Here is a 13,255-nt window from a genome sequence, read left to right on the forward strand (position 1 = left end):
ACCTTCCCACGGTGTCAGGGATCAACACTGCTCCCGCCGCCCGCATTCCGCCGGTGGCCCGCACCTCAGGAAGGCCCACATGATCATCGATGCCCACAGCCACGTCCACGACCCGCTGGACCTCCACCTGGCCGCGCTGGACGACGCGGGCGTGGACCGCACGGTCCTCTTCCCCACGCGTCCGCACCCGGAGCAAGCGACGGACCTGGCCTCCCTCCGCCGCGAGATGGGCGTGCTGGAACGGGCGCTGAGTGGTGGTTCCGACGGCCGTACGGGCCCCGCCGGTGACGACGGGTACGCCGCCGCGTGGCGGGAGTTGGACGAAGCGCTGGCCGCCCACCCGACCCGGTTCCTGGGCTTCGGCTCGGTACCGCTGGGCCTGGACGGGGCGGGGACGGCGGCGTGGGTGGCGCGGGAAGTGGCCGGCCGCGGACTGCACGGCATCGGGGAGCTCACCCCGCCCCCGGACGGGGCGGCCCTGGTCGAGCCGGTGCTCCGGGCCGCCCACGACCACGGCGGGCTTCCCGTGGTCGTCCACGGCTACGCCCCCACGACGGCGGCGGACGTGCGCACCCTGGCGGAACTGGCGGCCCGCTACCCGAAGGTGCCGTTGGTGATCAGCCAACTGGCCGGGGCGCACTGGATGGCAGCGGTCGAACTGGCCCAGGCCACGCCCAACCTCTATCTGGAACTGTCCACGGCGAACATCGTCTTCGCCGTCCGGCTGGCCATCCAGGAACTCCCCACCCGCACCCTCTTCGGCTCCGACGCCCCGTATGGCGACCCGGTCCTGTCCCGCGCCACCGTGGAGCGGGTCACGCCGCCCGGCGAGGTCCGGGAGCGGGTGCTGGGCGGGAACCTGGCGGAGTTGCTGGGCCTGGGATGACGCACTCCGCGGACAGGTCGGCTACGCTCTGCGGCGACATCGCGTGTCGGTCACCGGCTGGGTGAGGCATGGAGGTGTCGGGAGATGCCTTCGGAGGCATTCCTTGTCAGTCGAGTTGAACCACACGATCATCCACGCCCGGGACAACCGGGAGTCCGCCGCCTTCTTCGCGGACCTGCTGGGCCTTGAGATCACCGCGGAGTGGGGCCCGTTCATCGCCGTCGGTCTGAGCAACGGCGTCACGCTGGATTTCGCCACGATCCCCGCGGACGACATCACCCCGCAGCACTACGCCTTCCTGGTCTCCGAGGAGGAGTTCGGCCGGGCGTACGCGCAGATCGAGCAGCGCGGCATCGAGCACTGGGCCGATCCGCACCAGCGGCACCCCGGCTCGATCAACCACAACGACGGTGGCCGGGGCGTGTATTTCCTGGACCCGGCGGGTCATGCGATGGAGCTCATCACCGTGCCGTACGGCGGCTGGCCGGCGTAAGCACCTGCGCCGAAGGCCGCACCCCGGCAAGGGGTGCGGCCGCGGCGGGCAGGCGGAGCAGGATGGCCCTGGAGGCCGCTTCAGGAGAAGTCCGGGGTGTCGTTCACCGTGGAGACCACCAGCATCTTCGTGACCGTCCCGGTGTCCGAGACGACGTCGCGCACGTGGCGGAAGCCGAGTCGTTCGCAGAGGGCGAGGCTGGCGGTGTTCTCGGCGCCGACCATGCCGTAGACCTCTTTGAGGCCGAGGGTGTCCGCGGCGTAGGTCAGCAGGCCCTGGACGAGTTCGCCGCCGAGCCCCTGGCCCCAGTGTTTTCTGACCAGGGCGGCGATGGCCTCGTGGCCGTCGACGTTGCCGGTCTTCTTGATCTCGGCGTGGCCGATGTAGTCGCCGTCGGACCACACGCCCCACACGTCGAAGAGGTTCTTGCCGTAGACGTCGGTGAGGATCGAGCGGTAGATGGTGCGGATCTCCGGTTCGGAGCATCTCTCCTGGCCCATCCAGCGACAGACCACTTCGTCGCTGAGGAGCTCGACGAAGACGTCCTCGTCCTCGGGGCGGTAGGGGAGGAAGACCAGTCGTGCGGTACGCAGGGTCGGGGTCATGGCAGACGTCCTTGTCTCGATGGGAGGGCCGCGGGCGGAGGGCCACATAGGGATGTCCGAGGGGTGCGGGGTGTGTGGGGGGACGTGTCGCTCGGTCGGCGTGGGGCGCGGCGGGTGCCGCGCCCCACGGTGCCGGTGACGGCCGGTCAGGCGTCGGCGTTCTCCATGCGCTCGCGCAGGCTGCGGGGGCGCATGTCGGTCCAGACCTCGTCGACGTAGGCGGAGCACTCGTCCTGGGTGCCCTCCTTGCCGACGGCGTGCCAGCCGGCGGGGATCTCCAGGTCGGCGAGCCAGAGCGAGTACTGGTCCTCGTCGTTGCGCAGGACCTGGTAGCGGGCGTTCTCGTCCATGTCGATTCTCCTTGGGTTGAGCCGGGTTGAGCCGGGTTGAGGTGGATGGATGGGTGGAGATGGGTCGAAGGGTTCTGGTGGGACGGTGGTGTGGTTCAGAGGCTATTGCGGGCGTGCCGGGCTATCTGGTGGAGGGCCTCGGTGAAGTCCTCGGCGACGGCGCGGACGGTGGTCTCCTCGTGGGTGTCGGGGCGGTAGTGCCAGGTGAAGGTGAGGCGGCCGTTCTGGACGGCGCCGACCGCCTCCAGGAGGTGGGAGCCGGGGTCGCGGGGGTCGTGGTCCTGGCCGAAGCTGCCGTGTTCGGCGCGGATCAGGCCGCCGCCGGTGTCGGTTCCGGTGCGGCGGGCGTCCCATTGGCCGAGGTAGTTGAAGACGAGTCGGCCGTGGCCGGTGCGCTCCAGGCGCCGGCGGATGTCCGGGCTGCCGTACGTGCGCAGGGCGCCGAAGCCGAGGCCGTTGCCGGGGACGGTGCGGAGTTGGCGTCGGACGGACTTGACCAGGGCGCGCCAGTCCCGGGTGGGGCCGAGGTCGGCGCGGTCGGGGATGTGCAGGCCGACCGGGTGGACGGTGGTGAACCAGCCGACGGTGCGGGAGAGGTCGACACCGTCCAGGACGTCCTCGCGGCCGTGTCCTTCGAGGTCCACGGAGACCCGGTCCCGGTCGGTCCAGCGGGCCAGGGCGAGGGCGAGGGCGGCGAGCAGGACGTCGTTGATGCGGGTGCGGTAGGCGGTGGGGGCGGCCCGGAGGAGTGCGGTGGTGTCGGACTCGTCCAGGGTGCGGGTCAGGGTCCTGGTTTCGGCGGTGGTGGCGGGCTCCGGGGTGTGGTCCACCGGGAGCGGGGCGGAGTTCAACGCCTCTTCCCAGTAAGGGAGTTCGTGGTCCAGGGCGCCCGCGGCGACGTGTGCGGCGAGGCCGCGGGCCCAGTCGCGGAAGGAGGTGGTGCGGGCGCCGAGCGTGACCGGGTGGCCCTGGGCGGCCTGGTGGTAGGCGGTGTCCAGGTCGTCGAGGAGGATCCGCCAGGACACCGCGTCGATGACGAGGTGGTGGGCCACCAGGAGCAGGTAGCCGGGGTGGTCCCGGCCGCCGGTGAAGAGCGCGGCGCGGAGCAGCGGGCCCCGGCCGATGTCGAGGCCGGTGTGCAGTGTGTCGGCGGTGGTGCGGAGGGCGGTGTCGGTCTGGTCGGGGGTGAGGCCGGTCAGGTCGTGGCGGGTGAGGAGGCGGTCCGGGGTGGCGGGCGGGGGCGGGTTGTGCTGGTGCCAGCGGCCCTCCTGTTCGGTGAAGCGCAGGCGGAGGGCGTCGTGGTGGGTGAGGAGGGCGGTGAGCGCCGCTTCCAGGGCCGTGGGGTCGGGTTCGCCGTCGAGTTCGAGCAGTGCGGACTGGTTGAAGTGGTGGTGGTTGGCGCGGGGGGTGGTCAGGAACCAGTGCTGGATGGGGGTGAGGGGCAGGTCGCCGGTGACCGGGCCGTCGTCGGCCCGGTCGGGTCCGGTGGTGACCACGGTGGCCAGTTCGGCGACGGTCTGGTGGGTGAAGAGGTCCTTGGTCGCGAGGTGCAGTCCGGTGCGGCGCAGCCGTGAGACGACCTGCATGCTGAGGATCGAATCGCCGCCGAGGGCGAAGAAGTTGTCGTCGGCGCCCACGGTGTCGAGGCCGAGGACCTCGGCCCAGATCTGCGCGATACGGCGTTCGGTGTCCGTGCGCGGGGCGATGTGGTGGGCGGTGGGGACGGTGGACGGGGCGGGTGCGGGCAGCGCCCGGCGGTCGGTCTTGCCGTTGGGGTGAGGGGCAGCTCCGCCAGCGGGACGAACACCGACGGCACCATGTGGGACGGGAGGGTGTGGGCGAGGTCCGCGCGCAGTTCCTGGACGTCCAGGGCGTCGGGTGGCCCGTCGGCGGGGACGACGTAGGCGACCAGCCGGCCGGGGGCGGGGGGCTCGGCGCCGGACGGGCCGGTGCTGCGGACCACGACCGCGGCGTCCCGGACCTGCGGGACGCGGCGCAGTGCGCTCTCGATCTCGCCGGGTTCGATGCGGTATCCGCGGACCTTGACCTGGTCGTCGGCGCGTCCGGCGTACCGGAGTTGGCCGTCGGCGCCCCACCGCACCAGGTCTCCGGTGCGGTACATCCGGCTGCCGGGCGGGCCGAAGGGGTCGGCCGGGAAGCGGGCGGCGGTCAGTCCGGGGCGGGCCAGGTAGCCGCGGGCGAGTCCGGCGCCGGCCACGTACAGCTCGCCGGTGACGCCGACCGGTACGGGGCGCAGGGCGGCGTCGAGGACGTAGGCGCGGGTGCCGTCGACGGGGTGGCCGATGGGCGGGGCGTCGGCGCCGGGGATGAGCGGTCCGGTCCAGGTGGCCACCACGGTGGCCTCGGTGGGGCCGTAGGAGTTGATCATGCGGCGGCCCGGGGCCCAGTGGTCGACGAGGTCGGCCGGGCAGGCCTCGGCGCCGACGATGAGGGTGCGCAGGTCCGGCAGGGTGCCGGCCGTTTCGGGCGGGACGGTGGCGAGGGCGGCGGGCGGGATCAGGGTGTGGGTGATCCGCCGGCCGGCGAGCACCTGGGCGAGGCGGTCGCCGACCAGGGGGCCCTCCTCCCCCGCGATCAGGGTGGCGCCGGCGAGCAGGGAGACGCACAGCTCCAGGACGGAGGCGTCGAAGCTGGGCGAGGCGAACTGGAGGATCCGGTCGCCGGGTTGTACGTCGTAGCGGTCGGCGGCGGCCGCGGCGAAGCCGGCGAGTCCGGTGTGCGTCACGACCACGGCCTTGGGGGTGCCGGTGGAGCCGGAGGTGTAGATGACGTAGGCGGGGTGGTCGGTGGTGAGGGGGGCCGGGCGGTCCGCGTCGGTGGGGGCGGTCGCGGGGCCGTCGGGGCGCCACACCTCCGCCGGGTCGTCGAGGACCAGGGCCGCCGCGGAGTCGCGGACCATGAACTCCCGGCGCTCGGCCGGGTAGGCGGGGTCGACGGGCAGGAAGGCGCCGCCGGCCTTCGCCACCGCCAGTTGCGCCACGACCATGTCGGCGCCGCGCGGCAGCGCCAGGGCGACCAGGCGTTCCGGGCCGACGCCGCGGGAGATCAGCCGGTGGGCCAGGCGGTTGGCGGCGGTGTCCAGCTCGGCGTAGGTCAGTACGCGGTCGCCCTCGGCGAGGGCCGGAGCGTCGGGCCGCCGGGTGACCTGCCGTGCGAACAGCTCGGGCAGGGTGGCCGGCGGGACCTGGTGCGCGTCGCCGTGCCGGTCGGTGAGCAGGCGCCGCAGTTCGTCGGCGGGGGCCAGCGGGAGCGCGCCGAGCGGGCGGTCGGGGTCGTCGGCGAGGGCGGTGAGCAGGGTGGTGAGCTGATCGGCCATCCGGCGTGCGGTGTCCGCGTCGAACAGGTCGGAGTGGTAGGTGAGCAGCCCGTGCAGGGCGCCGGAGTCCGCCTCGGCGAACTCCAGGGTGACGTCGAAGGCGGCCTCGTCCCGCTCGGGCTCGATGTCGCTGACCCGGAGGCCGGGCAGGTCCATCGGCGCGCCGGGGGCGTTCTGCAGGACCACCATGGCCTGGAAGAGCGGGGTGCGGCTGGTGTCGCGGTCCGGCTGGACCTCGTCCACGACCCGCTCGAACGGCACGTCCTGGTGCGCGAACGCGTCCAGCACGGTGTCACGGACGTCGGCGAGGAAGTCCGGGAAGGACCGCTCCGGTTCGACGGTGGAGCGCAGCACCAGGGTGTTGACGAAGAAGCCGATCAGGCGCTGGGTCTCCGGGCGTTCGCGGCCCGAGGTGACCGTGCCGACGGCGATGTCCCGCTGTCCGGAGAGCCGGGCGAGGAGCGTCTGGACCGCGGCGACCAGGGTCATGAACAGGGTGGTCTGCCGGGTCCGGCCGAACTCGGCGAGCCGGTGGGCGGTTTCCGGCGGCAGGACGAATCCGGTCGTGGCGCCGTGCCGGGTGCGGACCGGTGGCCGGGGCCGGTCGGTGGGCAGCTGGAGCGGTTCGATGCCGGTCAGCCGCTCCTTCCACCAGCGCAGCTGGTCCTCGGCGGCCGGGCCGGTGAGCGCGGTGCGCTGCCACTGGGCGACGTCGGCGTACTGGACGGGCAGCGCCGGCAGCGTGGCGGGGGTGCCGGTCAGCGCGGCGCGGTAGAGGTGGGCCAGGTCGCCGGTGAGGATCCCGGTCGACCAGCCGTCGGTGATGATGTGGTGCAGGGTCAGGGTCAGGACGTGGTGGTCGTCCGCGAGCCGGATCAGCCCGGCCCGCAGCAGGGGCCCGCGGCGCAGGTCGAAGGGGCGGGTGCGCTCTTCGGCGAGCAGCTGCGCCAGCCTCACCGGGCGGTCGCCGGGCGGCAGCTCCGTCAGATCGTGCAGCGGCAGCGGGACGTCCTGCGGCGGGTGGACGATCTGGACGCCCTGGCCGTCGACGGAGTCGAAGGTGGTGCGCAGCGATTCGTGCCGGGCCGCCAGGGCGGTCAGGGCGGCGGCGAGCGCGGTGGTGTCCAGTCGGCCGCGCAGCCGCAGGGCGAGCGGGGTGAGGTACTCGGTGCTCTCCGGCGCGAACGAGTCCAGGAACCACAGGCGTTGCTGGGCGAAGGACTGCGGCAGCGGGGTGTCGCGGCCGACCGGGACCAGCGCGGCGCCCGGCCGGCCGGCGCTCTGTCCGGGCGCGGTGAGCAGCGCGGCGAGGGCGGCCGGGGTCGGGTGGCTGAACACCGCCCGCGGGGTCAGCTCGGTGCCGAAGGCCTCCGCGAGCCGCGAGGTGAGCCGGATGCTGAGGATGGAGTCGCCGCCGAGGGCGAAGAAGTCGTCCGTCACGCCGACTTCGGGTACGCCGAGGACGTCGGCCCAGATGGCGGCGGTGCGGCGTTCGGCGTCGGTGCGCGGTGCGACGGCTCGCGGCCGGCCGGTGGGGGCGTCCGGGGCCGGCAGGGCGGCCCGGTCGACCTTGCCGTTGGTGCTGAGCGGCAGTGCGTCCAGCGGGACGACGGCGGTGGGCACGAGGTAGTCGGGGAGGGTGCGGCGGGCGTGGGCGTGCAGCGCGTCGGGGTCGAGTCCGTCGTGTCCGACGACGTAGGCGACGAGCTGTTTCGCGCCGGACCGCCCTTCGCGGGCCACCACGGCCACGTCCGCGACGGCGGGGTGGGCGGCCAGGGCTCCCTCGACCTCGCCGGGTTCGACGCGGAAACCACGGATCTTGACCTGGTCGTCGGCGCGGCCGAGGAACTCGACGGTGCCGTCGGGGTGCCGTCGGGCGAGGTCGCCGGTGCGGTACATCCGGGTGCCGGGCGGACCGGCGGGGTCGGCGAGGAAGCGTTCGGCACTCGCTCCGGGCCGGCCGAGGTAGCCGCGGGCCACGCCCTCGCCGGCCAGGTAGAGCTCCCCGACGGTGCCGGGCGGTACGGGCCGGAGCCGCGCGTCGAGGACGTGCACCCGCATGTCGTCGAGGGGGCGTCCGATGGGCACCGGGTCGGGTACCGCGGCCGCGTCGGTCATGGCGTGGGTGGTGGCGAAGGTGGTGGTCTCGGTCGGGCCGTAGCCGTCCACGACGGTCAGGCCGGGGCAGGCGTCGAGGACCCGGCGCACGGCCGCGGCCGGGACCACGTCACCGCCGGTCCACACCTGGCGCAGTCCCGCGAAGCAGTCCGGCGCGTCCTGTGCCAGCAGCCGGAACAGCCCGGCCGTCAGCCACAGCGCGGTCACCTCTCCCCGCCGGCCAGCCGCCGCAGCAGGGCCGCGTTCACGTCGCCCGGCGGGGCGACCACGATGCGGCCGCCGTTCAGCAGCGGCGCCCAGACCTCGAAGGTGGCGGCGTCGAACGCCACGGGAGAGTGCAGCAGGACGCGTTCGCAGACGGGGCCCTGGAAGCGGCTGTCGGTGGCGAGCGCGGCCACATCGCGGTGGCGCACCCCGACGGCCTTGGGCTCACCGGTCGATCCGGAGGTGAACATCACGTACGCGAGGCGGTCGGGGTCGGTGACCGCCGGCGGCGGTGGGCCGGCCGGGCCGTCGGCACGGGCGTCGGTCACGTCCCGGTCGGTCAGCCGCACCGTGACCCCCGCCTGCCGGAGCAGGGTGCGGCGGCGCTCCTCGGGGGCGCGGACGTCCACCGGGACGTAGGCACCGCCGGCCTTGAGGACCGCGAGCTGGGCCACGACGAGGGCCACCGAGCGGTCCATGAGCAGCGCCACCCGCCCCTCGGCGGGCAGCCCCGCGGCACGCAGACGATGACCCAACTTGTCCGCCCACTCATCCAGTTGACGGTACGTCAGCTCTTGTCCGGCGTCGCTGACGGCGAGGGCGTCCGGGGTGCGGCGCACCTGCTCGGCGAAGAGGGCCACCGGGGAACCGGGCGCCGCCTGGCGCGCCGGGGTGTTCCACCGGTCCAGCAGGGCGCGGTCGGCGTCGGTGAGCGGGTCGAGGTCGTCCACGGTCCGGGCGGCGCCGTCGGCGACGGCGGTGAGCAGGGCCCGCAGCCGGTCCGCGGTGCGCTCCACGGTGGTGCGGTCGAACAGCGCCGGGTCGTAGGCGAGGCCGAAGCCGAGGCGGTCGGCGAGGTAGGCGCGCAGGCACAGCGGGAAGGTGGGGGCGTCATCGGCCCGCACGTCGGTGATGCGGATGCCGGCGTCGGCCGCGGCCGTCTCGTCGAAGGGGTAGTTCTCGAAGACCACCATGCTGTCGAACAGCGGCTCCCCCGCGGGGAGTTCGCTGAGTGCCTGGATGCGGGCGAGCGAGACGAAGTCGTAGCGGCGGGAGTCGCTCTGCTGCTCCTGGAGGTCGCGCAGCCAGTCCGGCACGGTCCGGGCGCCGTCGATCCGGGCCCGGGTCGGGACGGTGTTGATGAACATGCCGACCATGGATGCCACGCCGGCCAGTTCGGCCGGGCGGCCGGAGACGGTGGTGCCGAACACCACGTCCCGGCGGCCGCCGGAGCGGGCCAGCAGCAGCGCCCAGGCGCCCTGGACGACGGTGTTGACGGTGAGCCCGTGGCGGCCGGCCATGGTGCGCAGCCGGTCGGAGACCTCGGGGGTGAGTTCGACGGCGACGCTGTCGGTCGCCCGGGCGCGGTGCGCCTCGGCGGGCCGCCGGTCGTACGGGAGCGGGGTGCGGGCGGTGCATCCGGCCAGCGCGTCGGCCCAGTGCCGCTCGGCCCGCTCCTCGTCCTGGTCGGCCAGCCACTGGAGGAAGTCCCGGAACGGGCGGCGGGCCGGCGGGCGGAGGGTGGTGCCGCGGGCCGCGGCGGCGTACTGCGCGCACACGTCGGTGAAGATCTGGCCGGTGCTCCAGCCGTCGAGCATCAGGTGGTGCGAGGACCACACCAGGACGATCTCGTCGTCGGGCAGCGCGGCCACCGCGATCCGGCTGAGCGGGGCGCGGGTGAGGTCCACGCCGGTGGCGCGTTCCTCGGCGAGCAGCTTCTCTTGCGCCCGGTCGCGTTCGCCGGGCGTCAGGGTCCGCCAGTCGTGGTGGGTGACGGGCAGCTCGGCGTGCCGGTGGACGACCTGGACGGGGTGCGGCAGGCCGTGCCAGTGGACGCTGCTGCGCAGGGCCGGGGTGTGGTCGGCGACCCGCTGCCAGGCCGCGGCGAAGGCGTGCGGATCGGCGATGCCGGCGATCCGGACCGCCATCTGGTCGAAGTAGGCACCGGCGTCGTCGACCAGCTGGTGGAAGAGCATGCCGGCCTGGAGCGGGGTCAGCGGGTGGATGTCAGCCACGTCGCGGCCGTCACCGGCGAGCAGGTCCACCTGGTGCTGGTCGAGTCCGGCGAGCGGGAAGTCGGACGGAGTGCGGCCGCCGGTGTCCGGGCGGGCGCAGTGCGCGACGATCTCGTCCAGCGCCGCGAGGGTGTCCTCGGCGAGGCGGCGCACGGAGGCCTCGTCGTAGACGGCGGGCGGGTAGGTCCAGCCGAGTTCGAGCCGGCCGTCCTGGACCACGCCGGTCACGTCGAGCAGATAGCTGCGTTCCTCGTCGGGGTCGGTGTCCTGTCCGGCGGGCGGCAGGGCGGCGCGGTAGAGCCCGTCGTCCGCCGGCCGGTCCGTGGCGGCGACGTCCCACCGGCCGTGGTAGTTGAAGCCGATGCGCGGCCGCGGCGCGTCGGGCAGCGGGGCGTGGGGGGCGAGGTGGCGCAGCGCGCCGTAGCTCAGTCCGCGCAGCGGGACGGCCCGTAGCTGTTCCTTGACGGAGCGGACGGTGTCGCGCCAGTCGGCTTCCGGGTCGACGGTCAGGGCGAGCGGGAATTCCGCGGTGAACCAGCCGACCGTGCGGGACAGGTCCAGGTCGTCGAAGAGGTCCTCGCGGCCGTGCCCCTCGATGCCGAGGAGGACGGTGTCCCGGCCGCTCCAGCGGCTCAGGGTGCGGCCCAGGGCGCTGAGCAGGACGTCGTTGACCTGGGTGCGGTAGACGTCCGGTACCTGGCGCAGCAGGGCGTCGGTCGCGTCCCGGCCCAGGCGGACGGTCACGGTGGCGGCGGCGCCCTTCGGGTGGGCGCCGGGCCGGTCGGCGGGGAGGTCCGCGGGCGTGCCGCAGACCCGGGTCCAGTACGGCAGGTCGCCGTCGAAGGCGCCGGAGCGGGTGTGCCGTTGCAGGCGGTCGGCCCACTGCGGGTAGCCGGTGCTCGCCGGGGGCAGGGCGGCCGGGCGGCCGGCGGAGGTGTTGCGGTGGGCGGCCTCCAGGTCGGCCAGCAGGATGCGCCAGGACACCCCGTCGACGACCAAGTGGTGTGCGGTGAGGACGAGTTGGGGCGGACGGCCGGGGCCGCGGTCGAAGAGGAGGGCGCGCAGGACGCGACCCTCGGTGGGATCCAGGGAGGTCTGTGCGTCGGCGGCCGCGCGCTGGACGGCGTCCTCCTGCGCGCGGTCGTCGAGGCCGGTCAGGTCGTGGTGGGCGAAGGCGTCGCCGGGTGCGGCGGGCAGCACCTCCTGGTGCCAGGTGCCGTCGGTGGGGCGGAACCGGGTGCGCAGCGCCGGGTGGTGGGCGATCAGGGCGTCGACGGCGCGGCGCAGTGCCTCCGGGTCGGTTCCGGGGGCGAGTTCCAGCCGCTGGGTCATGGTGAAGTGCAGCCGGTCGCCGGGCCGGCGGCCGTCGAGGTACCAGCGCTGGATGGGCGTGAGCGGCGCGGGCCCGGCCGGGGCGGTGGCGTCGGCGGCCGGCGGGGCGGCGACCTGCGCGGTGCGCAGGGCGAGTTCGGCGACGGTCTGGTGGCGGAAGACGTCCTTGGAGGTGAGGGCGAGTCCGGCCTGACGGGCCCGGGAGACGATCTGGATGCTGAGGATCGAGTCGCCGCCGAGGGCGAAGAAATTGTCCTCGACGCCGATCCGGGGCGTGCCGAGGACCTCGGCCCAGATCCCGGCGAGCAGGGTCTCGGTGTCGGTACGCGGGGCCACGTACGGGGTGTCGGTGTCCGGCTGGAGCGGGGGTGCGGGCAGGGCGCGCCGGTCGGTCTTGCCACTGCTGGTCCGCGGCACCCGCGCGAGCGGGACGAAGGCCGCGGGGACCATGTAGTCGGGCAGCGTACGGCGCAGGTGGATGCGGAGTGCGTCCGCGGCGGGCTGTCGGCCGCCGCGCGGCACGACGTAGGCCACCAGCATCGTGCGGCCGGCCTGGGTGCGGGCCGCGACGACCGCGTCGCCCACCTCGGGGTGGTCGAGGAGGGCCGCCTCGACCTCGCCGGGCTCGATGCGGAAGCCGCGGATCTTGACCTGGTCGTCGGTGCGGCCGAGGAATTCCAGGAGCCCGCCGGGGTGGCGGCGGGCACGGTCGCCGGTGCGGTACATCCGGGTGCCGGGCGGGCCGAACGGGTCGGCGACGAAGCGCCCGGCGGTCAGGCCCGGCCGGCCCCGGTAGCCGCGGGCGACCTGCGCACCGGCCAGGTACAGCTCACCGGGCACGCCGACGGGTACCGGCCGCAGGGAGCCGTCGAGCACGTAGGCGCGCAGGTTGCGGCCGGGCCGTCCGATGACCGGGTGCGTCGCGTGGTCGGTGAAGCGTCCGTAGACGGCGTCGACGGTGCACTCGGTGGGGCCGTAGATGTTGTACGCGGTGACGCCGGGCAGCGCGCGGAGCTGCTGCCAGGCGGCGGTGCCGACGGCCTCGCCGCCCACCAGGACGATCCGGGGGCGGTGGCCGCCGGTGGTGAACAGCCCGGCGGCCAGCAGCTCGTGCAGGAAGGACGGCGTCACGTTGAGGCAGTCCAGGCGGTGGTCGGCGATCCGGGCGACGAAGGCGGCCGGGTCGAGCCGTACGTCCTCGTCGATCAGGTGCACCTGCTGTCCGAGGGCCAGCAGCAGCGGGCCCTCCCAGGAGGTGTCGAAGGAGAAGGCGGCGCTCAGCGCGGCGCGCAGCGGGGTGCCGTCGGTGGTGTGCGGGGCGACCAGCCCTTCCCGGTGGTCGTGGCAGAGGTTGACGAGCTGGCGGTGTTCGACTGCGACGCCCTTGGGGCGGCCGGTGGAACCGGAGGTGTAGGTGAGGTAGGCGGTGTGGGCGGGGTGCAGCGGGGCGATGCGGTCGGCGTCGGTGGGGTTGTGGCTGGGCTGCCGGTCCAGCGGGGCGTCGCGCAGCGCCTCGGGGGTGAGCACGGTCTGCGGTGCGGCGTCCGCGAGCAGGTACGCCACCCGGTCAGCGGGCAGCTCCGGGTCGACGGACAGCTGGGTTCCGCCGGCCTTGAGGACGGCCAGCAGCGCCACGAACATCGCGGAGGTGCGCGGGAGTTGGACGGCGACCACCCGCTCGGGTCCGACCCCCAGCGAGATGAGGTGGTGGGCCAGCCGGTTGGCGCGGGCGTTGAGCTCCGCGAAGTCGAGGGTGGCGTCCCGCGCCACCAGTGCCGTGGCGTGCGGGGTGCGGGCCACCTGGGCCTCGAACAGCTCGGGGAAGGTGGTGTCCGGGACGGGCAGTGCGGCGCCCTGCCACTCCTCCAGGACCTGGTGCCGCTCCGCGTCGGACAGCAGCGGCAGGTCGCCCACC

6 protein-coding genes and 1 pseudogene are annotated in these 13,255 nt (G+C 74.4%); 2 read left to right on the forward strand and 5 right to left on the reverse strand.

Features of this window, described 5'->3' with window-relative positions:
• The first annotated feature begins 79 nt into the window (after positions 1 to 79).
• Positions 80 to 886 (forward strand): amidohydrolase family protein, encoded by an 807-nt coding sequence (locus OJ254_RS23510; protein ID WP_265363924.1) that lies wholly within the window; start codon positions 80 to 82, stop codon positions 884 to 886.
• A gap of 103 nt (positions 887 to 989) precedes the next feature.
• Complete coding sequence (locus tag OJ254_RS23515) at positions 990 to 1,379, forward strand: VOC family protein (protein WP_265363925.1); 390 nt, start codon at positions 990 to 992, stop codon at positions 1,377 to 1,379.
• Positions 1,380 to 1,459: 80 nt separating this feature from the next.
• On the opposite strand, the gene OJ254_RS23520 is transcribed toward OJ254_RS23515, so the two are convergent.
• The 5 genes and pseudogenes from OJ254_RS23520 to OJ254_RS23540 form a co-directional block, all read right to left on the reverse strand.
• A complete protein-coding gene (locus OJ254_RS23520; protein WP_265363926.1) occupies positions 1,460 to 1,984 on the reverse strand; it encodes a GNAT family N-acetyltransferase in 525 nt (174 codons plus the stop codon).
• A gap of 146 nt (positions 1,985 to 2,130) precedes the next feature.
• Positions 2,131 to 2,334 (reverse strand): MbtH family protein, encoded by a 204-nt coding sequence (locus tag OJ254_RS23525; protein ID WP_261957632.1) that lies wholly within the window; start codon positions 2,332 to 2,334, stop codon positions 2,131 to 2,133.
• Between the two features lie 95 nt (positions 2,335 to 2,429).
• The gene (locus OJ254_RS23530) at positions 2,430 to 3,971 is read right to left on the reverse strand and encodes a condensation domain-containing protein (RefSeq protein WP_265363927.1); all 1,542 of its coding nucleotides are present in this window, start codon (positions 3,969 to 3,971) and stop codon (positions 2,430 to 2,432) included.
• 191 nt (positions 3,972 to 4,162) lie between these two features.
• Positions 4,163 to 7,996 (reverse strand): annotated as a pseudogene (locus tag OJ254_RS23535) (amino acid adenylation domain-containing protein); the annotation flags it as partial.
• Entirely contained in the window at positions 7,993 to 13,254 is a 5,262-nt protein-coding gene (locus tag OJ254_RS23540; protein WP_423836033.1) for an amino acid adenylation domain-containing protein, read from the reverse strand. The pseudogene OJ254_RS23535 and the gene OJ254_RS23540, both read right to left, overlap by 4 nt.
• Position 13,255 lies beyond the last annotated feature (1 nt).

It is taken from the genome of Streptomyces endophytica (assembly GCF_026153355.1).
Classification (GTDB): Bacteria; Actinomycetota; Actinomycetes; order Streptomycetales; family Streptomycetaceae; genus Streptomyces; species Streptomyces endophytica.